At 70.5% G+C, this 22454-nt stretch carries 19 protein-coding genes; 5 read left to right on the plus strand and 14 right to left on the minus strand.

Annotated features, from left to right (window positions below; genetic code table 11):
* Nucleotides 1-113: 113 nt before the first annotated feature.
* The 3 genes from ACZ63H_RS07780 to thyX form a co-directional block, all read right to left on the minus strand.
* Nucleotides 114-1799, minus strand: coding sequence for a ribonuclease J (locus ACZ63H_RS07780; protein WP_469862929.1), 1686 nt, complete (start codon nt 1797-1799; stop codon nt 114-116).
* Between the two features lie 159 nt (nt 1800-1958).
* Nucleotides 1959-2858: a 4-hydroxy-tetrahydrodipicolinate synthase gene (dapA, locus tag ACZ63H_RS07785; RefSeq protein WP_469862930.1), complete on the minus strand. Its 900-nt coding sequence runs from the start codon at nt 2856-2858 to the stop codon at nt 1959-1961.
* A 210-nt stretch (nt 2859-3068) separates the two neighbouring features.
* A complete protein-coding gene (gene thyX, locus ACZ63H_RS07790) occupies nt 3069-3806 on the minus strand; it encodes an FAD-dependent thymidylate synthase (RefSeq protein WP_469862931.1) in 738 nt (245 codons plus the stop codon).
* A 188-nt stretch (nt 3807-3994) separates the two neighbouring features.
* Between thyX and ACZ63H_RS07795 the strand changes: the two genes are divergently transcribed.
* Both ACZ63H_RS07795 and ACZ63H_RS07800 read left to right on the plus strand, forming a co-directional pair.
* Nucleotides 3995-4255, plus strand: a complete 261-nt coding sequence (locus tag ACZ63H_RS07795; RefSeq protein WP_469862932.1) for a hypothetical protein — start codon at nt 3995-3997, stop codon at nt 4253-4255.
* Between the two features lie 103 nt (nt 4256-4358).
* Nucleotides 4359-4913 carry a hypothetical protein gene (locus ACZ63H_RS07800; protein ID WP_469862933.1) on the plus strand — a complete coding sequence of 185 codons (555 nt, stop codon included), beginning with the start codon at nt 4359-4361 and terminating at the stop codon, nt 4911-4913.
* A gap of 133 nt (nt 4914-5046) precedes the next feature.
* On the opposite strand, the gene ACZ63H_RS07805 is transcribed toward ACZ63H_RS07800, so the two are convergent.
* From ACZ63H_RS07805 to rpsO, 5 genes are all read right to left on the minus strand, one after another.
* Nucleotides 5047-5499, minus strand: coding sequence for a hypothetical protein (locus ACZ63H_RS07805; protein WP_469862934.1), 453 nt, complete (start codon nt 5497-5499; stop codon nt 5047-5049).
* 13 nt (nt 5500-5512) lie between these two features.
* Nucleotides 5513-6265, minus strand: coding sequence for a 4-hydroxy-tetrahydrodipicolinate reductase (gene dapB / locus ACZ63H_RS07810; protein WP_469862935.1), 753 nt, complete (start codon nt 6263-6265; stop codon nt 5513-5515).
* 26 nt (nt 6266-6291) lie between these two features.
* A complete protein-coding gene (locus ACZ63H_RS07815; protein ID WP_469862936.1) occupies nt 6292-7671 on the minus strand; it encodes a M16 family metallopeptidase in 1380 nt (459 codons plus the stop codon).
* A complete protein-coding gene (locus ACZ63H_RS07820; RefSeq protein WP_469862937.1) occupies nt 7668-9887 on the minus strand; it encodes a polyribonucleotide nucleotidyltransferase in 2220 nt (739 codons plus the stop codon). Before ACZ63H_RS07820 ends, ACZ63H_RS07815 begins: the two co-directional genes overlap by 4 nt.
* 331 nt (nt 9888-10218) lie before the next feature.
* A complete protein-coding gene (gene rpsO / locus ACZ63H_RS07825) occupies nt 10219-10506 on the minus strand; it encodes a 30S ribosomal protein S15 (protein ID WP_003997419.1) in 288 nt (95 codons plus the stop codon).
* Between the two features lie 266 nt (nt 10507-10772).
* Here rpsO and ACZ63H_RS07830 point away from each other — a divergent pair, with 266 nt between their 5' ends.
* The gene (locus tag ACZ63H_RS07830) at nt 10773-11066 is read left to right on the plus strand and encodes a DUF397 domain-containing protein (protein ID WP_469862938.1); all 294 of its coding nucleotides are present in this window, start codon (nt 10773-10775) and stop codon (nt 11064-11066) included.
* 71 nt (nt 11067-11137) lie between these two features.
* Here the strand turns inward: ACZ63H_RS07830 and eccD are convergent, their stop codons facing one another.
* A complete protein-coding gene (eccD, locus tag ACZ63H_RS07835; protein WP_469863071.1) occupies nt 11138-12640 on the minus strand; it encodes a type VII secretion integral membrane protein EccD in 1503 nt (500 codons plus the stop codon).
* Nucleotides 12641-12969: 329 nt separating this feature from the next.
* Here eccD and eccCa point away from each other — a divergent pair, with 329 nt between their 5' ends.
* Nucleotides 12970-16935: a type VII secretion protein EccCa gene (gene eccCa / locus ACZ63H_RS07840; protein ID WP_469862939.1), complete on the plus strand. Its 3966-nt coding sequence runs from the start codon at nt 12970-12972 to the stop codon at nt 16933-16935.
* A 224-nt stretch (nt 16936-17159) separates the two neighbouring features.
* Here eccCa and ACZ63H_RS07845 read toward each other — a convergent pair whose 3' ends face one another.
* The 5 genes from ACZ63H_RS07845 to ACZ63H_RS07865 all read right to left on the minus strand — a co-directional run bounded on the left by ACZ63H_RS07845 (nt 17160) and on the right by ACZ63H_RS07865 (nt 21490).
* Complete coding sequence (locus ACZ63H_RS07845) at nt 17160-17462, minus strand: WXG100 family type VII secretion target (protein ID WP_030619120.1); 303 nt, start codon at nt 17460-17462, stop codon at nt 17160-17162.
* 38 nt (nt 17463-17500) lie between these two features.
* The gene (locus ACZ63H_RS07850) at nt 17501-17842 is read right to left on the minus strand and encodes a WXG100 family type VII secretion target (protein WP_469862940.1); all 342 of its coding nucleotides are present in this window, start codon (nt 17840-17842) and stop codon (nt 17501-17503) included.
* Nucleotides 17843-17961: 119 nt separating this feature from the next.
* Nucleotides 17962-19227, minus strand: a complete 1266-nt coding sequence (locus ACZ63H_RS07855; RefSeq protein ID WP_469862941.1) for a S8 family serine peptidase — start codon at nt 19225-19227, stop codon at nt 17962-17964.
* Nucleotides 19228-19247: 20 nt separating this feature from the next.
* A complete protein-coding gene (locus ACZ63H_RS07860; protein WP_469862942.1) occupies nt 19248-21074 on the minus strand; it encodes a collagen-like domain-containing protein in 1827 nt (608 codons plus the stop codon).
* Complete coding sequence (locus ACZ63H_RS07865) at nt 21071-21490, minus strand: hypothetical protein (protein WP_469862943.1); 420 nt, start codon at nt 21488-21490, stop codon at nt 21071-21073. Before ACZ63H_RS07865 ends, ACZ63H_RS07860 begins: the two co-directional genes overlap by 4 nt.
* A 442-nt stretch (nt 21491-21932) precedes the next feature.
* On the opposite strand from ACZ63H_RS07865, the gene ACZ63H_RS07870 reads away from it, so the two are divergent.
* On the plus strand, nt 21933-22454 hold the full coding sequence (locus ACZ63H_RS07870) for a hypothetical protein (protein WP_469862944.1): 522 nt from the start codon (nt 21933-21935) through the stop codon (nt 22452-22454).

Here is a 22454-nt window from a genome sequence, read left to right on the forward strand (position 1 = left end):
TTTGGTGTTGGGGGTTTTTTTTCTCCTCGTGCCACCACCCCCCCCCCCCCCCTCCCCCCCCCCCCCCCCCCCCCCCCCCCCCCCCCCCCCCCCAGGTCAGCACCGACGGGGCGTCAGACCTCCACGACCACCGGCAGGATCATCGGCCTGCGGCGATAGGTGTCCGAGACCCACTTGCCGAGGGTCCGGCGGATCAGCTGCTGGAGCTGGTGCGGCTCCACGACGCCGTCCTGGGCGGACCGCTCCAGGGAGTCCGTGATCTTCGGCAGGACGTCGGCGAACGCGGAGTCCTCGATGCCGGAGCCGCGGGCCTGGATGTGCGGGCCTCCGGTGATCTTGCCGGTGGAGGCGTCCATGACGACGAAGACCGAGATGATGCCCTCGTCCCCGAGGATCTTGCGGTCCTTCAGCGCCGGCTCGCCGACACCGCCGACCGACAGGCCGTCGACGTAGACGTATCCGGCCTGGACCTTGCCGGAGATCTTGGCCTTGCCGCCGACCAGGTCGACGACCACGCCGTCCTCGGCGATGACGATCCGGTCGTGCGGCACGCCGGTCAGGGCGCCCAGCTCGGCGTTGGCGCGCAGGTGGCGCCATTCGCCGTGGACCGGCATCAGGTTTCTCGGCCGGCAGATGTTGTAGAAGTACAGCAGCTCGCCCGCGGACGCGTGGCCGGAAACGTGCACCTTGGCGTTGCCCTTGTGGACGACGTTGGCGCCCCAGCGGGTCAGGCCGTTGATCACGCGGTAGACCGCGTTCTCGTTCCCGGGGATCAGCGAGGAGGCGAGGATGACCGTGTCGCCGTCGACGATGCGGATCTGGTGGTCGCGGTTGGCCATGCGGGACAGGGCCGCCATCGGCTCGCCCTGGGAGCCCGTGCAGACCAGGACCACCTCTTCGTCGGGCAGGTCGTCCAGCGCCCGGACGTCCACCACCAGGCCCGCGGGAACCTTCAGGTAGCCGAGGTCACGGGCGATGCCCATGTTGCGGACCATGGAGCGGCCGACGAAGGCGACCCGGCGGCCGTACTCGTGCGCCGCGTCCAGAATCTGCTGGATGCGGTGGACATGGCTCGCGAAGCTCGCCACGATGATCCGCTTGCGGGCGCCGGCGAAGACCTGCCGCAGGACGTTGGAGATGTCGCGCTCGTGCGGGGTGAAGCCCGGGACCTCGGCGTTCGTGGAGTCGGTGAGGAGGAGGTCGATGCCCTCCTCGCTCAGCCGCGCGAAGGCGTGCAGGTCGGTGAGGCGGTTGTCCAGCGGGAGCTGGTCCATCTTGAAGTCGCCGGTGTGCACCACCATGCCGGCGGGGGTGCGGATGGCGACGGCGAGGGCGTCCGGGATGGAGTGGTTGACGGCGATGAACTCGCAGTCGAAGGGACCGATGCGCTCGCGGTCCCCCTCCGCCACCTCCAGGGTGTACGGCCGGATCCGGTGCTCCTGGAGCTTCGCCTCGATCAGGGCGAGCGTGAGCTTGGAGCCGATCAGCGGGATGTCCGGCTTCTCGCGGAGCAGGAAGGGGACGGCGCCGATGTGGTCCTCGTGGCCGTGGGTGAGGACGATGCCCTCGATGTCGTCGAGGCGGTCCCGGATGGACGAGAAGTCCGGGAGGATCAGGTCGATTCCGGGCTGCTCCTCCTCGGGGAAGAGCACTCCGCAGTCGACGATCAGCAGGCGGCCGCCGTACTCGAAGACCGTCATGTTCCGGCCGATCTCGCCGAGACCGCCGAGCGGGGTGACCCGGAGGCCGCCCTCGGGGAGCGGCGGGGGCGGGCCCAGTTCAGGATGCGGATGACTCAAAAGACTCTCCTCAAACACGCGCGCCACGTACCGGTCGGGCACGTGGCGCGCATGACGTTCGTGCAGAAGCAGTTGTGTGTGGGGTGCAGGCACCGGTGGGCCTGCGTCTGCGGTTGTCGATTCAGTTGTGAAGCCCGTGCTGTGGTGCCAAGTCTTTAATCAGAGCTGTACCCCGCCGGCCGCAAGATCGATCTTGAGCTGGGCGATCTCCTCGGCGGAGCACTCGACCATGGGCGAGCGCAGCGGCCCGGCGGGCAGTCCCCGGAGCGCGAGCGCGGCCTTGGTCGTCATGACGCCCTGGGTGCGGAACATGCCGGTGTAGACCGGGAGCAGCTTCTGGTGGATCTCGGTGGCCTTGACGACGTCGCCGGAGACGAACGCGTCCACCAGGACGCGCAGGTCGGGGGTGACGAGGTGGCCGACGACCGAGACGAAGCCGACCGCGCCGACCGAGAGCAGCGGGAGGTTCAGCATGTCGTCGCCGGAGTACCAGGCGAGGCCGGACCGGGCGATGGCCCAGCTCGCGCGGCCCAGGTCGCCCTTGGCGTCCTTGTTGGCGACGATCCGGGGGTGCTCCGCGAGCCGGACCAGGGTCTCGGTGTTGATCGGGACGCCGCTGCGGCCGGGGATGTCGTAGAGCATGACCGGCAGGCCGGTCGCGTCGGCGACCGTCGTGAAGTGCCGGTACAGGCCCTCCTGCGGGGGCTTGTTGTAGTACGGCGTGACCACCAGCAGGCCGTGGGCGCCGGCGCGCTCGGCCTCGCGGGCCAGCTCGACGCTGTGGTGGGTGTCGTTGGTTCCGACGCCGGCGACGACGTGGGCGCGGTCGCCGACGGCCTCCAGGACGGCTCGTACCAGGTCCGATTTCTCCGCGTCGCTGGTGGTCGGGGACTCGCCGGTGGTGCCGTTGACGATCAGGCCGTCGTTGCCTGCGTCCACCAGGTGGGCGGCGAGCCGCTGCGCGCCGTCGAGGTCGAGTGCGCCGTCCGCCGTGAAGGGCGTGACCATGGCGGTGAGGACCCGCCCGAAGGGGGTCTGCGGAGTCGAGGTCGGAGCCATGGGTAACACGCTACTCGGTGCTCGATGCGGGGTCTGCCCGTGGGGTGCCGGGAAAGTCAGGACAAAGGGGGAGCCCGACACTGCCTGCTCGGGGGTTCAAGCAGTGCCGGGTCCGTTGATCAGGCTAGATGAACTTCTCGGAATGCCGCAATACGGACACTTCGCCAGACTGGTCCGTACGCCCGTTCCCGGCGCGGGAACAAGGCTTCGTCACGGGGCCACACGCCCGTTCGCATTGAAGGCGGCGTACGTCAGCGGCATCAGCTTCGCCCACTCCGCCTCCATCTTCTCGCCCACCATCTCGATCTCCCGCTGCGGGAAGGAGGGCACCTTGGCCAGCTCGTGCTGGGTGCGCAGGCCGAGGAAGTGCATCAGGGAGCGCGCGTTGCAGGTGGCGTACATCGAGGAGTAGAGGCCGACGGGGAGCACCGAGCGGGCGACCTCACGGGCGATGCCCTGGGCGAGCATCTCCTGGTAGGTCGCGTAGGCCTGGCGGTACGACTCCTCCATGGCCTGTCCGACCAGGGCGTGCTGCTCCTCGGTGCCCTCCACGAAGACGTACTTGCCCGGCCGGCCCTGCTGGACCAGCTTGCGGCCGGTGTCCGGGACGTAGAAGACCGGCTGGAGCTCGCGGTAGCGGCCGGACTCCTCGTTGTACGACCAGCCGACGCGGTGCCGCATGAACTCGCGGAAGACGAAGATCGGGGCGCTGATGAAGAAGGTCATCGAGTTGTGCTCGAACGGGCTGCCGTGCCGGTCGCGCATCAGGTAGTTGATCAGGCCCTTGGAGCGCTCGGGGTCCTTGTCCAGTTCGTCCAGGGACTGCTCCCCGATGGTCGACACACGGGCGGCGAAGAGCACGTCGGAGTCCGCGGCGCTGTGCTTGACCAGTTCGACGGTGACATCACTGCGCAGGTCGATCTTCAGTTCATCCGGGGTGCGGGTCACGGCTGGACGGGTCCTTCCCACTGCTGCTGGAGGTTCGCGCCCACTGTACGGGGGGACCCGGCCGCGAACGAAAGCGACCTTGCCTGCGATTTTTTCCGGACATGGGGCACCTTTTGTGTCACCCGAACGTCTTTACCGATGAAGCGTGCCCATTCGATCTCCGCACCCCGAAAGGAGCGGCAGCCGCGATGTTCCGCCCCCAGCTACCGCCGGGAGGTACCCCGAGCGAGCCCGTGCCCTTCGCCTTCGTGGCCGAGGCGGACAGGTTCCGCAGCAATGTGACTCCCCCGCCGCGTCCGCGGGCGTCCTTCGGTGAGATGGCCGGGCGCTGGCTGCTGGGCCTCACCCTCGTGGCCGGGCTCGTGGGGGCCCTGATCGCCGGTACGCCGGCGCTCTCCACGCCGTCCGACGCACCGGCTCAGCAGTCCCAGGCGTCCCAGGGGCACTGAGAACGGGCACCCGCTCTTCCGGACGCGCACGGCTGGTGGGCGCACACCCCGACGGATAGCCTCACCTGGCACAGCCCATGCGAGGACCGAGCGAGGACCAGCCGTGCCCCTGCCCTTTCTGACGGCCGACCGCACCTTCGAGACGGCAGCCGGCGGCGCGCTGCCGCACGACGACCCGGACCGCTGGCGGCGCCCCTACCGGCCGGGGCCGTGGCGGGTGGGCATGGCCGCGCTGTGGCTGCTGCTCGCCTCGTTCGTGCTCTTCGGCGCGGTGCTCACCGCGCTGACCGGCTCGGTGTCCACCGCCGCGGCGGTTCTCGCGGCCGGGCTGCTGATCATCGCCTCCGCGCTGCGGCTGCTGCGCATGGGGGTGTGGGTGAGCCGGCGCGGGCTGCGCCGGACCGGCTTCCTGCGGACGCGGACGCTGCCGTGGGAGCGGGTGGTGTCGGTGCGGACGGTGCAGCGGCCGGTGCGGTGGCTGGGGCTGCCGCGCACGGTGCAGGGACAGGCGCTGGCCCTCGTGCGCACGGACCTGCCGCCCGACGACACCCCGCCGCTGCTGACCACGCACACCCTGGACTTCCTGGGCCGGCCGATGGCCTTCGACCGGGCGGCGGACACGGTGGAGGCGTGGGCGGCGGAGTGCGGACGCGGCTGAGCGCGCCGGAGGGGGCGCGGCGGTACGCGGCTCCGGCGTGCGGGCGCGGCCGGCCGGAACGCCCCCGCACGCGCGCGGCGGTCCGGTGGACCGACGCGCGTGCGCGGGCGCGGCAGGGTGCCGCGGGCCCGTGTCAGACCCGTACGGGCTGCCCGTCGTGCAGGGCGATGGCCCGTTGCATCGCCTTGCGGGCCCGGGGCGTGTCGCGGGCGTCGTGGTAGGCGACGGCGAGACGGAACCAGCATCGCCAGTCCCCCGGGGTCGCCTCCGTCTCGGCCTTGCGCCGGGCGAAGACCTCGTCGGCCGAGTCGCGGTCGATCCGGCCGTCGGGCAGGCGCCGCAGTTCGTCGACCGGCAGGCCGCCCTCGGCTTCGAGTTCGGCGGCCAGCTGGTTGGCCTTGCGGACGAACTGGGTGTTCTTCCACAGGAACCACAGGCCGATGACCGGCAGGATCAGCACCGCCACGCCGAAGGTGACGGTGAGGAGCGTGCCGGACTGGATGAGCAGGACGCCGCGGCTGCCGACCAGGACGAAGTAGAAGACCAGGACGGCGGCCGTGACGAGGTAGGTGATCTTCGCGCGCATGACGTCTTCGGGCTCAGCTCAGGTCCAGGAAGTGTTCCAGGCCGAAGGTGAGGCCCGGAGTGGTCACCACCCGGCGGGCGCCGAGCAGGATGCCCGGCATGAAGCTGCTGTGGTGCAGCGAGTCGTGCCGGACGGTCAGGGTCTCGCCCTCGCCGCCGAGCAGGACCTCCTGGTGGGCGAGCAGGCCGCGCAGCCGCACGGCGTGCACGGGGATGCCGTCGACGCTGGCGCCCCGGGCGCCGTCGAGGGCCGTGGCGGTGGCGTCGGGTGCCGGGGCGGTGCCGGCCGCCCGGCGGGCCTCGGCGATGAGCTGGGCGGTGCGCGTGGCGGTGCCGGAGGGGGCGTCCACCTTGTTCGGGTGGTGCAGCTCGACCACCTCGACCGACTCGAAGTAGGGCGCGGCGATCTGCGCGAACCTCATCGTCAGCACGGCGCCGATGGAGAAGTTCGGCGCGATGAGCACGCCGGTCTCCGGGGAGCGGTCGAGCCAGCCCCGCAGCTGCGCGAGGCGTTCGTCGGTCCAGCCGGTGGTGCCGACGACCGCGTGGATGCCGTGGCGCACGCAGAAGTCGAGGTTGCCCATGACCGAGGCCGGGGTGGTCAGCTCGACGGCGACCTGGGCACCGGTCTCGGTCAGGGTCTCCAGCTCGTCGCCCCGGCCGAGGGCGGCGACCAGTTCCATGTCGTCGGCGGCCTCGACCGCCTTGACCGCCTCGGCTCCGATCCGGCCCTTGGCACCGAGGACCGCCACGCGCAGCTTGCTCATGTTCCTGCTTCCTAACCGGTGGTGTTTCAGGCGACCGCGTCGTGCAGCCGGGCGGCCTGCTTGTCCTTGAGCGGGCCGATGACCGAGAGCGACGGGCGCTGTCCCAGGATGTCGCGGGCGACCGAGCGGACCTCGTCCGGGGTGACCGCGGCTATCTTCGCCAGCATGTCGTCGACGGACATCTGCTCGCCCCAGCACAGTTCGCTCTTGCCGATACGGTTCATCAGCGCGCCGGTGTCCTCCAGGCCGAGGACGGTGGAGCCCTTCAGCTGGCCGATGGCGCGGGCGATCTCGTCGTCGGAGAGGCCGTTCTGCGCGACGTGGTCGAGTTCGTCGCGGCAGATGCGCAGCACGTCGTGGACCTGGCTGGGCCGGCAGCCGGCGTAGACGCCGAACAGGCCGCAGTCGGCGAAGCCCGAGGTGTACGAATACACGCTGTAGGCGAGGCCGCGCTTCTCCCGGACCTCCTGGAAGAGGCGGGAGGACATGCCGCCGCCGAGGGCGGTGTTGAGCACGCCCATGGCCCAGCGGCGGTCGTCGGTGCGGGCGAGGCCGGGCATGCCGAGGACGACGTGCGCCTGTTCGGTCTTGCGGCCGAGCAGTTCCACCTTGCCGGCGGTGCGGATCGTACGGCGGCCGTCGCGCGGGGCGATGGGCCGTGCCTCCGGGTTCCTGAGGGCGCCGGCCTTCTCGAAGGCCGCGCGGACCTGGCGGACGACCTTGGCGTGGTCGACGTTGCCGGCGCAGGCGACCACGAGGTGGGTCGGGTCGTAGTGCTTCTTGTAGAAGCGGCGGATCCGGTCGGCGGTGAGGGCGTTGACCGTGTCGACCGTGCCGAGGACCGGGCGGCCGAGGGCGTTGTCGCCGAACATGGTGTGCGCGAACAGGTCGTGCACGCAGTCGCCGGGGTCGTCCTCGGTCATGGCGATCTCTTCGAGGATCGCGCCGCGTTCGACGTCGACGTCCTCTTCGAGGATCAGCGAGCCGGTCAGCATGTCGCAGACCACGTCGATGGCCAGGGGCAGGTCGGTGTCGAGCACGCGTGCGTAGTAGCACGTGTACTCCTTGGCCGTGAACGCGTTCATCTCGCCGCCGACCGCGTCGAGCGCGGCGGAGATGTCGAGCGCGCTGCGGCGGGACGTGCCCTTGAAGAGCAGGTGCTCCAGGTAGTGGGTGGCGCCGTTCAGGGCCCGGGTCTCGTCGCGGGAGCCGACGTGGGCCCAGATGCCGAAGGTCGCGGAGCGGACCGAGGGCAGGGTCTCGGTGACGATGCGCAGGCCGCCCGGGAGGGTGGTCTTGCGGACCGTGCCGATGCCGCCGGTCCCCTTGATGAGGGTTTGGGTACGGGCGACGGCCCGCGCCTCCGAAGAGGGGCGGGCCGTCGCCTTCGAGCTACGGGACGTCACTGCTCGGCGTCGTCCTTCGACTCGTCAGAGCCTTCCTCGCCCTCGATCACGGGGATCAGGGAGAGCTTGCCGCGGGAGTCGATCTCGGCGATCTCGACCTGGACCTTCTGGCCCACGCCGAGGACGTCCTCGACGTTCTCCACGCGCTTGCCGCCGGCGAGCTTGCGGATCTGCGAGATGTGCAGCAGACCGTCCTTGCCGGGCAGCAGGGAGACGAACGCGCCGAAGGTGGTCGTCTTGACGACCGTGCCCAGGTACCGCTCGCCGACCTCGGGCATCGTCGGGTTGGCGATGCCGTTGATCGTGGCGCGGGCGGCCTCCGCCGAGGGACCGTCGGCGGCACCGATGTAGATCGTGCCGTCGTCCTCGATGGTGATCTCGGCGCCCGTGTCCTCCTGGATCTGGTTGATCATCTTGCCCTTGGGGCCGATGACCTCGCCGATCTTGTCGACCGGGATCTTGACGGTGATGATCCGCGGGGCGTGCGGGCTCATCTCGTCGGGCCGGTCGATGGCCTCCATCATCACGTCGAGGATGTGCAGGCGGGCGTCGCGGGCCTGCTTGAGGGCCGCGGCCAGGACGGAGGCCGGGATGCCGTCCAGCTTGGTGTCGAGCTGGAGGGCGGTCACGAACTCCTTGGTGCCGGCGACCTTGAAGTCCATGTCGCCGAAGGCGTCCTCCGCACCGAGGATGTCGGTGAGGGTGACGTAGTGCGTCTCGCCGTCGATCTCCTGGGAGATCAGGCCCATGGCGATACCGGCGACCGGGGCCTTCAGCGGCACACCGGCGTTCAGCAGCGACATGGTGGAGGCGCAGACCGAGCCCATGGACGTCGAGCCGTTGGAGCCGAGGGCCTCGGACACCTGGCGGATCGCGTAGGGGAACTCCTCGCGGGTCGGCAGCACCGGCACGAGGGCGCGCTCGGCGAGGGCGCCGTGGCCGATCTCGCGGCGCTTGGGGGAGCCGACGCGGCCGGTCTCGCCGGTGGAGTACGGCGGGAAGTTGTAGTTGTGCATGTAGCGCTTGCGGGTCACCGGGGAGAGGGTGTCCAGCTGCTGCTCCATGCGGAGCATGTTGAGGGTGGTGACGCCCAGGATCTGGGTCTCGCCACGCTCGAACAGCGCCGAGCCGTGCACGCGCGGGATGGCCTCGACCTCGGCGGCCAGGGTGCGGATGTCGGTGACACCGCGGCCGTCGATGCGCTTCTTCTCCTTGATCACGCGCTCGCGGACCAGCTGCTTGGTGAGCGAGCGGTACGCGGCGGAGATCTCCTTCTCGCGGCCCTCGAACTCGGGCAGCAGCTTCTCGGCGGCCAGCGCCTTGACGCGGTCCAGCTCGGCCTCGCGCTCCTGCTTGCCGGCGATGGTGAGCGCCTGGGCCAGCTCGGGCTTGACCGCGGCGGTCAGGGCCTCGAAGACGTCGTCCTTGTAGTCCAGGAAGATCGGGAACTCGCCGACCGGCTTGGCGGCCTTGGCGGCGAGGTCGGCCTGGGCGCGGCACAGCACCTTGATGAAGGGCTTGGCGGCCTCGAGACCGGCGGCGACGATCTCCTCGGTCGGCGCCTCGGCGCCGCCCTCGACCAGCTTGATGGTCTTCTCGGTGGCCTCGGCCTCGACCATCATGATCGCGACGTCGCCGTCCTCCAGGACACGGCCGGCGACGACCATGTCGAAGACGGCGTCCTCCAGCTCGGTGTGGGTCGGGAAGGCGACCCACTGACCGCGGATCAGCGCGACGCGGACGCCGCCGATCGGGCCGGAGAAGGGCAGGCCGGCCAGCTGCGTGGACGCGGACGCGGCGTTGATCGCCACGACGTCGTACAGGTGGTCGGGGTTGAGGGCCATGACCGTGCAGACGACCTGGATCTCGTTGCGCAGGCCCTTCTTGAAGGACGGGCGCAGCGGGCGGTCGATCAGCCGGCAGGTGAGGATCGCGTCCTCGGAGGGACGGCCCTCGCGGCGGAAGAAGCTGCCGGGGATCTTGCCGGCGGCGTACATCCGCTCCTCGACGTCCACCGTGAGCGGGAAGAAGTCGAGCTGGTCCTTGGGCTGCTTGGAGGCGGTGGTGGCCGACAGCACCATGGTGTCGTCGTCCAGGTACGCCACGGCGGAGCCGGCGGCCTGCTTGGCCAGGCGGCCCGCCTCGAAGCGGATCGTGCGGGTGCCGAAGGGGCCGTTGTCGATGACGGCTTCGGCGTAGTGGGTCTCGTTCTCCACTAGCGTTTTCTCCTCGTCTTCGTCCGGTGCCTGCCCGTGTGGCAGGGGGACGGTGTGTGGAGAGGCGCTCCGTGCGGTGCGGGCCGGTCTTCGATCGAAGCACCCGGGGCTTCCTGCCCGGGGGCCACTACCGAGGACCGGCGGCGACTGGGTGCGCTTCTCCTCGTTCTGTGTCGTACGTGATGCGTTCTGCTACCACACTACAAAGCGTGAGTGACAGTCCGCACGTTTCCGGTGGTACGACCGTGGTCACCGTATGCCCGGCTGAGCCCCGCATACGGCAAAGGGAGCGGTCCCCGATTCGTTTCGGGAACCGCTCCCTCGTGGCGTCTTACTTGGCGCCCGCCGCACCGCGGCGGATGCCGAGGCGGTCGACCAGCGCACGGAAGCGCTGGATGTCCTTCTTCGCCAGGTACTGCAGCAGCCGGCGGCGCTGACCGACCAGGATCAGCAGGCCACGGCGGGAGTGGTGGTCGTGCTTGTGGGTCTTGAGGTGCTCCGTCAGGTCGGAGATCCGACGGGAGAGCAGAGCGACCTGGACCTCGGGGGAGCCGGTGTCACCCTCCTTGGTACCGAACTCGGCGATGATCTGCTTCTTCGTAGCGGCGTCGAGCGACACGCGTACTCCTCATGGTGTGTGAGTGGCCACCGAGTGCCCCCGGTCTGCGTCTCGGGGGAGCTTCCGTTACTCGGGAGGCGGGGATCCGCTGGGCGCGGCCTCCAGAACAGCGAGGGTTCCGGGGGTGCGTACACATACGGCCGTCACTCAGGGTACCAGGCGATGGCGGGGACCTTACGCCCGGTCGGCGAACCCCGCCGGCGGGGTGGCGCGCGCCACTAGGGTGAGCGCCGGGATCGTACTACGTCGGGAAGGGGTCGCCGCGGATGGCGGAAACGGAAGCGGAGATGAAGGCGCGCAAGGAGCGCGAGCGGGACGAGCTGTACGCGCTCGACATCTCGGACGTGGAGTGGCAGTGCGCGCCGGGTACGGAGGAGCACGAGGAGCGGGTCGAGATCGCGCACCTGCCCGGTGGCGCGGTGGCGATGCGGTCCTCGCTCGACCCGGACACCGTGCTGCGCTACACGGAGGCGGAGTGGACCGCGTTCGTGCTCGGGGCGCGCGACGGGGAGTTCGACCTGAAGCCGATGGCGCACAACGGGGGCCTGGACGTGCAGTGAGCTTCGGCCGAGGCCGGTGCGCGAAGGGGCGGTACGCGCGCGTACCGCCCCTTTTCCGGATCGTGTTCCCGTCAGCTCGTCATGGCCCGGGCCTTGGCGTACACGTCGAAGACGGCCAGGGCGAGCGGGATCAGGGTGAGCAGCACGAAGCCCTCGCAGATCTCCAGGAAGCGGCCCCAGAAGGGGGTCATCCCGCCGCGCGGCAGGATCAGGCCGAGGGCCGTCACCAGGGCCGTGGCCGCGGCGATCGCCGCGATGAGCCAGATGGTGCGGATGTCGAGGTCGGTGCGGTCGCCGGCCAGCGCGGCGCGCATGACGTGGTCCGGCGGGTTCAGGGCGAGGCCGAGGCCGAGCAGGACCAGGCAGGTGAGGCCGGCGGCCAGCACGGGGGCGACCTGGGCGGTGTAGCGGAACAGGCCGGCGCGCATCAGCAGGGCGGTGCCGGTGGCGAGGGCGAGCAGCTGGGCCCAGGCGTCGGCGGAGAAGCCGAGCACGGCCGCGGCGCCGACGGCGAGCAGCGCGCAGCCGCCGACCATGCCGACGAGGAGTTCGTGGCCGCGCCGTGCCTGCGCCTCGACGCGCTCGATGTCCACCGGTTCCTGGGCGGCGGGCTCGGTGCCGTAGGCGGGGCGGGGGGCGCCGCCGCCGCTGGGGTTCTCGAAGCCGATCGGCAGCCGGGCGAACCGCATGGACATGCCGGGCAGGAAGGCGAGCCCGCAGACGGCGACCGGCGCGCACAGGGCGGCGGTCTCCCGGGGTGCCCAGCCGGTGAGGGTCGCGATGAAGACGGCGACGAGGGCGACCGCGGAGGCGAACACGAAGGCGACGAAGGGGCCGTCGCCGTGGGGTGAGCACAGGGCGAGGATCAGGGCGGCGACGAGGACGGCCGCGCACGCCAGCAGGAACTGGAGCCTGCCGATGCCCTCGCCGTCGCCGAGCGGCAGCAGTCCGCTGCCGGCGACGCCGATGCCCGGCAGTGCGCCGAGGCCGAGGGCGACGGCCGAGCCGCGGTCGTCGTAGACGCGGGCGCGGACGGCGGAGAGCACGACCAGGAGGATGCCGGTGACGGCGGCGAGGATGCCGGCCAGGCCGTGCATGTCGTGGCGCGGGTCGGCGGTCCAGGCGACGAACGCGAGCAGAGCGGGCAGCACACCGCCGCCGACGAGGCCGGCGGCCCGGGTCAGGTCGCCGCTCCACAGCTTGTGCTGCTTGGTGACGGAGGAGGCCACGGCCTCGGCGACATCGTCGAAGACGGCCGGCGGCAGGGATTCGGCGAACGGGCGCAGGGTGAGCAGTTCGCCGTCGAGGATGCGCTGGGCGGCGAAGGACCGGGCGCTGTCCAGCACGGTGCCGTCGGTGCGGACGAGGTGGTAGCCGACCGGGGCGCCGGCCGCGGGGCTCTGCTGGGACAGCCGGAGGATCTCCGGGTAGAGGTCGGCGACCGGGACGTCGTCGGGCAGGGCCACGTCGATACGGCTGTCCGGCGCGACGATGGTGACCCGGCAGAAGCCGAGTCCGGTGCCGGACGCGGAAGGGGCTCCCGTCCCGGGTCCGCCGGTGGCGGCGGCCGTCATGCTCACCTGCTGCTCCCCCTCAGTGGTGGTGGTGCGTCTGTGTCGTGCTCGGTGGTGGTGCTGCGTCCATGGCGTGAAGGTCCCGTGCCGGTTTGCCCGGTGCGCGGCGACCCGGGTGCCGTACGGCGGGATTCCGGGCTCCCGCCGCCTCGCCCTTGAGGGGTTCGTCCCGGTACATCCAGCCTGCGCGGCGTGTGCTCACGCGAACATCCGGCACCCTACCGCCCACCCGCCCTCCGCGAACTCAGTAGGATCACGCGGCGGCCTGCGCTCGCCGGACACGGGGCGGCGGGCGGAACGCCTGGGTCGGGCAAGGGAATTGGTGAGCGGTGAGCCAGATTGTCGTCAAGCGCCCCCCTAGGGCGCTTCCGTCCGAAGTGCCCACGGAAGAGGTCGTTGTCCAGCCACCGCCCGAATTGCCGCGGGGGCACCAGGAGAGCGTGCTGATGCAGCTCCTGCCCACGCTGGGCATGGGCGGCTCGGTGGTCTTCTTCTTCACGAACGGCCAGCCGTTCATGAAGATCATGGGCATGATCATGATCGCCTCGACGGTGGCGATGTCCATCGCGATGGTGGTCCGCTTCCGTCGCGGCTCGCAGGGCCAGCTGGCCGACATGCGCCGCGACTACCTCAGCTATCTGTCGCAGACCCGCAGGTCCGCCGTGGCCACGGCCCGCAAGCAGCGGGACGCGCAGTACTACCTGCACCCCTCCCCCGAGCAGCTCTGGGCGCTGGTCGCCGAGGGCAGCCGGGTGTGGGAGCGGCGGCCCGGCGACGAGGACTTCGCGCACGTCCGCATCGGGCTGGGCGCGCAGCCGCTGGCGACCCCGCTGATCCCCCCGGAGACGGGGCCGGTCGAGCAGCTGGAGCCGCTGACCGCGGGCGCGATGCAGCGCTTCCTCGCCGCGCACGCCAGCGTCGGCGACCTGCCGATGGCGGTGTCGCTGCGCGCCTTCTACCACGTCACGGTCAGCGGCGAGCCGCAGTCCGTACGGGCCTCGGCCCGCGCCCTGGTCGGCTCGCTGGCCTCGCTGCACTCCCCGCAGGACCTGATCGTCGCGGTGGCCGCGGGCCGGGAGGCGCTGGCGCACTGGGACTGGGCGAAGTGGCTGCCGCACGCGCAGGCGCCCGGCGCGGTGGACGGCGCGGGTTCGCGCCGGCTGATCGGCTCCGACCCGCGCGAGCTGGAGGACCTGCTGGCCGCACGGCTGACCGGCCGGCCGCGCTTCCACCCCGGTGCCGCGCCGCTGCTGGACGAGCCGCACATCGTGCTCGTCCTGGACGACCTGTCCCTGCTGCCGGACTCGGTGCTCGCCAACCCGGAGGGCCTCCAGGGCGTCACGGTCCTGGAGGTGGTGCCGGGCGAGCTGACCACGGCGGGCGGCGACCTGTCCATCGTCGTCCAGCCCGGCCTGCTGCGCCTGGAGTCCGGGCACGGCGAGGTGTACGAGGGCAGCCCCGACGCGCTGTCCTACGAGTCCGCCGAGGCGCTGGCCCGGCAGCTGGCGCCGCTGCGCATGGCCTCCGGCGGTGACGACGACGAGCCGCTGCTCGCCAACCTGGAGTTCACCGACCTGCTGGGCCTCGGCGACGCGGCCTCCGTCGACACCAAGCGGACCTGGCGCCCGCGCGCGCTCGCCGAACGCCTGCGGGTGCCGATCGGTCTCGGCGAGGACGGCCGGCCCGTGATGCTGGACCTGAAGGAGGCCGCGCAGGAGGGCATGGGCCCGCACGGCCTGTGCGTCGGCGCGACCGGTTCCGGCAAGTCCGAGCTGCTGCGCACCCTGGTGCTGGGCCTCGCGGTCACCCACTCCTCGGAGACCCTGAACTTCGTCCTCGCCGACTTCAAGGGCGGCGCGACCTTCGCCGGCATGGCGCAGATGCCGCACGTGGCGGCGGTCATCACCAACCTCGCGGACGACCTGACCCTCGTCGACCGCATGGGCGACTCCATCCGCGGCGAGCTGAACCGCCGCCAGGAGCTGCTGCGCGACGCGGGCAACTACGCCAACATCCACGACTACGAGAAGGCCCGCGCGGCCGGCGCCCCGCTCCAGCCGATCCCGTCCCTGGTCCTCGTGATCGACGAGTTCAGCGAGCTGCTGACCGCCAAGCCGGACTTCATCGAGATGTTCGTGCAGATCGGCCGGATCGGCCGGTCGCTGGGCGTGCACCTGCTGCTGGCCTCGCAGCGCCTGGAGGAGGGCCGGCTGCGCGGCCTGGAGACCTACCTCTCCTACCGGATCGGTCTGCGCACGTTCTCCGCGGCCGAGTCCCGCGCCGCGCTCGGCGTCCCCGACGCCTACGAACTGCCGAACGTCCCCGGCTCCGGCTTCCTGAAGTACGGCACGGACGAGATGGTCCGGTTCAAGGCGGCCTACGTCTCGGGCGTGTACCGCTCCGGGGGCCGGCGGGCGGACCTGTCCGGCGGGCGGCTCCCGGTGGACCGCCGTCCGGTGCTGTTCACGGCCACCGAGGTGCCGGTGCGGTACACCGCGATCCCGCAGCAGCGCACCGAGACCGAGCCCGAGGTGGACGAGGCGCTGGCCGACACCGTGCTCGACGTGATCGTGCGCCGGCTGGAGGCACAGGGCCCGGCGGCCCACCAGGTGTGGCTGCCGCCGCTGGAGAGCCCGCCCGCGCTGGACGCGCTGCTGCCGGGGCTGGCGGCGGTGCAGGGCCGCGGCCTGACCCAGCCGAACTACGAGGGCGCCGGGCGCCTGGTGGTCCCGGTCGGCCTGGTCGACAAGCCGTACGAGCAGCGCCGCGACCGTCTGATGCTCGACTTCTCGGGCGCGGCCGGTCACATGCAGGTCATCGGCGGCCCGCAGTCCGGCAAGTCCACCCTGCTGCGCTCCCTGATCTGCGCCTTCGCGCTCACCCACACCCCGCACGAGGTGCAGTTCTACGGCCTCGACTTCGGTGGCGGCGGCATGGCCGCGGTGGACGGCCTGCCGCATGTCGGCGGGATCGCCTCGCGGCTGGACCCGGAGCGGGTGCGCCGTACGGTCTCCGAGGTGTACGGCGTCCTGACCCGCCGCGAGGAGTACTTCCGTACGGCCGGCATCGCCTCGATCGCCGACTTCCGCGCCCGGCGCGCCCGGGGCGAGATCTCGGTCACCGACCAGCCCTGGGGTGACGTCTTCCTGGTCGTCGACGGCTGGGGGAACTTCCGCACGGACTACGAGGGCCTGGAGCCGGCGGTCCTGGACATCGCCGCGCGCGGCCTCGGCTACGGCATCCACCTCGTCATCACGGCGTCCCGCTCGATGGAGGTCCGCGCGAACCTCAAGGACCACCTGATGAACCGCCTGGAGCTGCGTCTGGGTGACGTCATGGACTCGGAGATCGACCGCAAGGTGGCGGCGAACGTGCCCGCCGGGGTCCCCGGCCGCGGTCTGTCCCCGCAGAAACTGCACTTCATGGCGGCGGTGCCGCGGATCGACGGCCTCACCTCCGACACGGACCTGGCGGAGGCCACGGCCGCGCTGACCACCGAGGTCGGGCGGCACTGGCAGGCGCCGGGCGCCCCCAAGGTACGGCTGCTGCCGCGCCGGCTGGACGCGGCCGAGCTGCCGCCGGGCGACCGGTTCCCGCGGCGGGGCGTCGCGTTCGCGCTGGACGAGGAGAACCTGGAGCCGGTCTTCGTCGACTTCGACCAGGACCCGTTCTTCCTCGTCTTCGGCGAGAGCGAGTCCGGCAAGTCCAACCTGCTGCGGCTGCTGATCCGGCAGCTGTCGCTGCGGTACGGCGGCGACGAGGCGAAGTTCTTCGTGGTCGACAACCGCCGCGCCCTGCTGGACGTCACCCCCGCCTCCCACCTGGCGGAGTACATCCCCATGTCCAGCCAGATGGACCACCACATGGCCGCGCTGGCCGACCTGATGCAGCGCCGCACGCCGACGGCGGACGTCACGCCGCAGCAACTGCGGGACCGCAGCTGGTGGCGGGGGCCGCAGGTGTTCGTCGTCATCGACGACTACGACCTGGTCTCCACCTCCAGCGGCAACCCGCTCAGCGGGCTGACGGAGATGCTGCCGTTCGCCCGCGACGTCGGCGTCCGCTTCATCATCGCCCGCTCCTCGGCGGGCGCGGGCCGGGCCTCGTACGAGCCGTTCATGCAGCGCATGAAGGAACTCGGCGCCCAGGGCCTGATCCTGGCCGGCGACCCGGCCGAGGGCGACATCCTCGGCGGCGTCCGCCACCGCCCGATGCCCCCGGGCCGAGGCGTCTTCGTCTCCCGCAAGCGGGGCAAGCCGTTGGTGCAGACGGGGTTGGTGGAAGTGGAGTACTGAGGGGTCCGGAGTCCGGGGTCCGGAGTCCGGGGTCCGGGGTCCGGGGTCCGGTGTCCGGCGGAGGGGGAGCCGCCTGTGCGGGTGAGGCTTTCCCTCCGGGGGCGTCAACGGTCGCTGGTATGAAGACGTGCACGAGCCTTCCGTTCCGGCATGACAAACGGCATGACAAAGGGTGGGCACCTCCCGTGCGTGCCCACCCTGTTGCCGTGCTGTACCGGTCCGGCTTACATGAAGTAGCTGGCGGCCTTGCGGTCGCCGCCCTGGTAGTCACCGCCGGCCGCGTGCACGACCTTGCCGATCTGGACCAGGGCCTCGTGGATGCCCTGCGCCTCGCGGTCCCAGGCTGCCTGCTGCTCGGTGTACGCGTTGTGGGCCTCGCCCTCCCACATGCTGGCGACGCCGGCGACCTTCTGCTTGATGGCCTCGAGGCCCTCTTCGAGCCGACGCGCGTGGTTGGCCAGCTGGGTGGCGGTCTCGTCGAGGCTGCCGTAGGAAACTTCGAGCTCGCCGCTGTTGTTGACGCCCATGATTGCTCCGTTGCTGAGAAGTGGTGACCTGGCGGGGATCAGTAGCTGGACAGGGCCGAAGTCGAGCCGCCGACGCTGACGTCGATGCTCTGGACCTGCGCGCGGACCTCGTCTTCCGTGCCGTCCTTGATCTTCCGCGTGGTGCTCATGGCCTCGATGAACTTGGCGAGGATGTTGCCGATGCGGACCATGCGCTCGTTGATCTCGGTCTGCTTGGAGTTGAACGCGCCGGCGCCGATGCCCTTCCAGTTGCCCTCGAGGCTGTCGATGAGGGCCTGCAGTTCCTTCAGCTGACCCTTGATGCCCTCGAAACGGTGCAGAAGCTCCTTTTCGAGGACGATGATGTCCTTGTCGCTTACCTTCTGGCGCTGCGTCGCCATTTCCGTGCCTTTCTGTGTGAACTGACCTTGCCGGGCGCTGAGGCGTGTGTCGGGCGTCGGCACTGCCGGCAAGCGGGTCTTCGCCCACTCGGTGAGTGGGGAGGTGTACGGGAGACCGTTCAGGCGTTACGGCGTGCGCGCAGCACGGCGAAACCGGCGCCTCCGATGACCAGTACGGCGGCTACGGCGCCGATGATCACCCAGGTCTGGGTACCACTGCCGGAGTCGGATTCCTTCGCGGCGGCGGAGGTGGGCCCGCTGGCGGAGCCTGCCTCCTTGGTGGGCTTGCCGGACGGGGCCTTGACCGAGGGGCTGGGGGCCGCCGACGACGTGCCGTTCTGGGCGGCAAGAGGATCGACATCGGGCGGACCCGGGTCGATGTTCTTGTTGATGAGTACCCGGCGAGGACGGACGCCGCCGTAACCCAGATACCTGCTCGGCGTGTCCTTCGGCCAGGAACGGGCGGCCGTGTCGACGAGCGACCGCAGGACCTGGTTGGCCGTCCAGTCCGGGTGGGCGGACCAGATCAGGGCGGCGGACGCGGAGGCGATGGCGGAGGCGGGGCTGGTGCCGTCGGTGTCGCAGTACTCGGTGAACGTCCCGTCGCACCAGGACGGGATGTGCAGGCCCGGAGCCGAGAGGTCCACGTAGTTCCCGAATGTGGAGAACTTGGCCACGGTTCCGGTCTTGTCTAGAGCGGATACGCCGATGACACCGGGGTAGTTGGCCGGGTAGGAGGGCAGATTGCCTTTGTCTCCGTCATTACCGATGGAGGCGAAAAGCAATTTCCCCTTCGAAACCGCGTACTTTACAGCGGCATCCGTGCCGTCGGCGGTGTCTCCAGCACCGAAGGACATGTTGATGATTTTCGCGTCACTGTCCGCAGCCGCCCTGATCGCGTCACGTACGGTGGGCGTCTTACCGATTTCATCGCCCACAAGCTCCCCGCCATCAACACGGAAGGGAATGATTTTGGCATCTGGAGCAAGGCCCTTGATACCGCCACCGGCTCCCGTACCCGCGATGATCTCGGCCATTGAGGTGCCGTGCCCTGCCTTGTCATGCGTGACGTGATAGGAGACGGACTTGGGTACCTCCTCCACCAGCACCTGCCCCTTGAGGGAGGGCGTCGCCGGATTGACCCCACTGTCGATCACGGCGACCTTCACCCCCTTGCCCGTGCTGATCTTCCAGATGTCGTCAGCACCCATGAAGTCCAGGTACCACTCCTTGGACTGAACATCGACGGCGGCAGCCTCCGGAGCGAGCGTCGCCGACGTGACGACGAGCGCGCCGAGAGCCGAACACACGGCGGACAGACGCCGCGCGTTGCGCCTCGTCAGGAGGGCCCTCCTCGGGCCGCTACGGCCGGTCCCTGGCTTCATGCCTGTGTGTCCTCGCTCGTTCAGTCACTCGTGTGGGGCGCGTCGCGCCGCTGCTGGGACGGGCGGCGCTGTTCCCTCTCGGCAGTCCCGCGGCTACGACCAGCCCCGCTGTCCGAGCCTTGGCGGCCCCCCACGGCACCGCGGCCGAGCCCCGAAGTGCCGGACTCGGAACCCTTCGCGGAACCACGGGGCGCCCCAATGGCGCCCTCGGGGTTGCTCGCCGAGCGCAGCACCGCCTGGCCCGCACCGGTCTCCGGCTTCGCCGTGGGGGCGCCGACGACGCCTCGCTGACTCAGGGCGCCCTTCTGCTGCGTGGAGGAGGTCGGCTCCTCGGCGCCGACGACCATACCGCGCGGGACCCGGGGACCGGCCGTGGATCCGGGCGTACGGCCCGTGACGGGCTTGCCACCCACGACGCCGTTGCGCGCTGGACCCGCGGGACCGGTTGCACCAGGACGTCCACCAGGGGTCCCGGTCGTCCTCGGCGTACCGCCGGTGACGGGACGGCCTACCGGAGTGCGCCCTGACTGAACAGGGCCGCGTGCGCCCTGCTGGCCCACCGGGGTCGCGCGCCCCGTGGCATGAGCCTGGCCCGTCGGGCCCTGCGGGACCCGGCCGCCCGGTACGGACCGCCCGGTCTGGCCATTCGGTCCCTGCGGCACCCGGCCGGTGGAGACGGTACGCCCCGACTGACCCGCCGGCCCCTGCTGTCCTCGGCCGCTTCCGGTACCCGCAGGGCCGGTACGCCCCTGCGCGGTCACCGGGGGGCGGCCGCTCGGCCCGTAGCCGGGGGTACGGCCGGTCGGCGTGACAGGGGGTGCCATCGGCCCGGTGGGCAGCGGTGGCACCGGGCCGCCGCCGCTGGTCGTCGGCAGAGTCGGCGTCGGAGAGCTGGGCGACGGAGTGGTGGGTGCCTGCGGAGGCAGGGTGGTCGTGGTGTTGATCTCCGTGCCGACGTCGTGGCCGGAGGGCGCACCGGGCTCGTGGACTTCCTTGAGGGGCGGAACGTGGGTGTGCCCGTGGGCCGTTGTCCCGTTCGACGTGGTCGTACCGGCGTAACCTTCACCGGCATCGCCCCGAACCGCGGCAGTAGGGTTCGATGCCGATGACGCCTCGGGTCCCGAACCGTACCTTCGCTTCTGGTCGTCACGCCAACGTGTAGGCACTCCGACGTTCGGAATGGGCTCGATCGGCTCCGGCTCCTTCTCCTTACTGAGGTCCGTCGCCGCGACCTTGTAATACGAGGCGAGCCGGTTCATCTGGTTGATGGCCTCTTGCCGGTTCTTCTCGACCTTCAGCGCGGCCGCGTAGTCCGGGTTGCTGTCGACCTGCTTGGCCTTGGGCAGCTCGGTGGGCAGCTTCTGCTCGGCCGCAGGGCGGGTGTCCCTGGGCGGCATGGAACTGCGGGCCGAGGCGAGCCCCGTGGCCGCTACGGAGATGTGGGTGCCGGCCGCGTCGGCGTATCCCGCGAGGCTGTTGGTGTAGTGGATGAGCTTCTGCGTGTACGCGTGGAAGGCCTCGGCGCCCTCGCCCTCCCAGTCGACCCTGAGGTGCTGCTCAAGGTCCGCTGCGGCCTTGCGGATGGCCTTGCCGGCGTCGAACAGGGACTTGCTGGTCAGCTCCAGGTGCTCGGGATTGGCATGCTCGACCAGGTCGATCATGTCGTTGAGCTTGTGGCCCTCGAAGTTCGTCGACCCGACGAGGTTGACCCGGACACCGCCGAAGAGCGGCATGTGTGCCAGTACGTTCTGCGCGGTCGTTATGGGGGCGACCTGCTGGCCGACCTCCTTGTCGACCTGCTGCGCGGCGGACTTGTATTCGGGTTTCTGCTTCCAGTCGTCGCTCACGTGAGGTCCGTCTTCCCCGTCGACTTGCCTTCCGCCCCCTGCTTGCCGGCGGCAGTGCCCTTCTGCGCTTCGTCCTGGTACTGCGCGTCGAGTTCCGTGCGGATCCGCCAGAACCGACGGTGGACCTCGTCCTCGGTCCCGTCGTAGGTGGCATCCGCCGCGTGCGAGGCGAGCTTCAGGGCCTCGATGTGCATTCCGAGAGTCTTCGAAAGGTGGGTGAGGCGCGAGTGGACCGTCTCGTACGCCGTGTGCAGGTCCCCCGCTTCGTCGAACGGGGCGTTCGTGCCGCCGAACGACGACCGGCTGAGTGTCTGCTGCGCTATCTGGGACGGGCCTCCGTGCCCGCCCTCGTACTCCGTCAGCGCGCCGTCGAGCTTGTCCTTGAACTCCTGCAGCGCATCAATGCCGCGCCTCATGCCCGAGCCGCCACCGTCGCCCACCGCGACCCCTTCCCCGTTTCCCCGTTGGTAGTGCTGGACGGATCGGGCGGGAGCCGGCCGCGCCGTCGATCCATCGCGGACCACTGTAGTCACTGCCTAAATGGTGGCCAACTGAACTCTGCGACAGTTCAGTTGCGATGGTGTCCCGAAGTGACCGGCTCACGGTGCGCCGGATGGCGACAAGACGGTCAATAACGACAGAAGAGCTTCGGTATCTACTCAGAAGCTTCACACGCACGGGCCGGGGGTTACCCCGCACCGGAACCCGGAAACCCTGAAACCGGCCCCTCAGGCGGTACTCTCCGCCGAATTTTCACGCCCGACAGGTCGCACATGGCGGACATGGCGCAAATTTTCCCTGGCGTTGGTTGCTAGGTTGACCCGGCACCGGACTAACCACGGGGGAAGGGGCCCTTCCATGGGATGGGACGAATGGGAGCAGCTCAAGGCGCAGGCTGCCCAGGGACAGTCGGCACATATGCAGCTCAACCACGTCGACGGGGGCGGCGGCACCTACGGCCCCTATGTCCTCCCCAGCAAGACCGGTGACCTCAAGGTCGGCCACAAGGACCTGGAGAAGATCGGCAGCGCCGCCCACCACCTCTACGACCAGTTGTGGGACAAGGCCCGCGTGGCGACCCCGAGCAGCGACTCCGCGGCCGGCGACCTCACCCAGCAGGGCTTCGCCCTCGGCGCCGGCCTCCAGCACGTCTCGAACCGCTGGGAAGAGCAGCTGAAGTCGCTGATGGACGCCTGCGCCCAGATCTCCAACCACATGCAGACCACCAAGGCCGTGCACGCGAACGACGAGCACTACATCCAGCGCCAGATGAGCAGCATCGACGCCTTGGACGACGGCTTCGACGAGCGGGTGGGGGCGCCGGGCGCGAAGAACGACTACGGCGACGACGGCAAGGACAAGGGCAAGAAGAAGGAATAG

Source organism: Streptomyces sp. NPDC104831, from assembly GCF_055583025.1.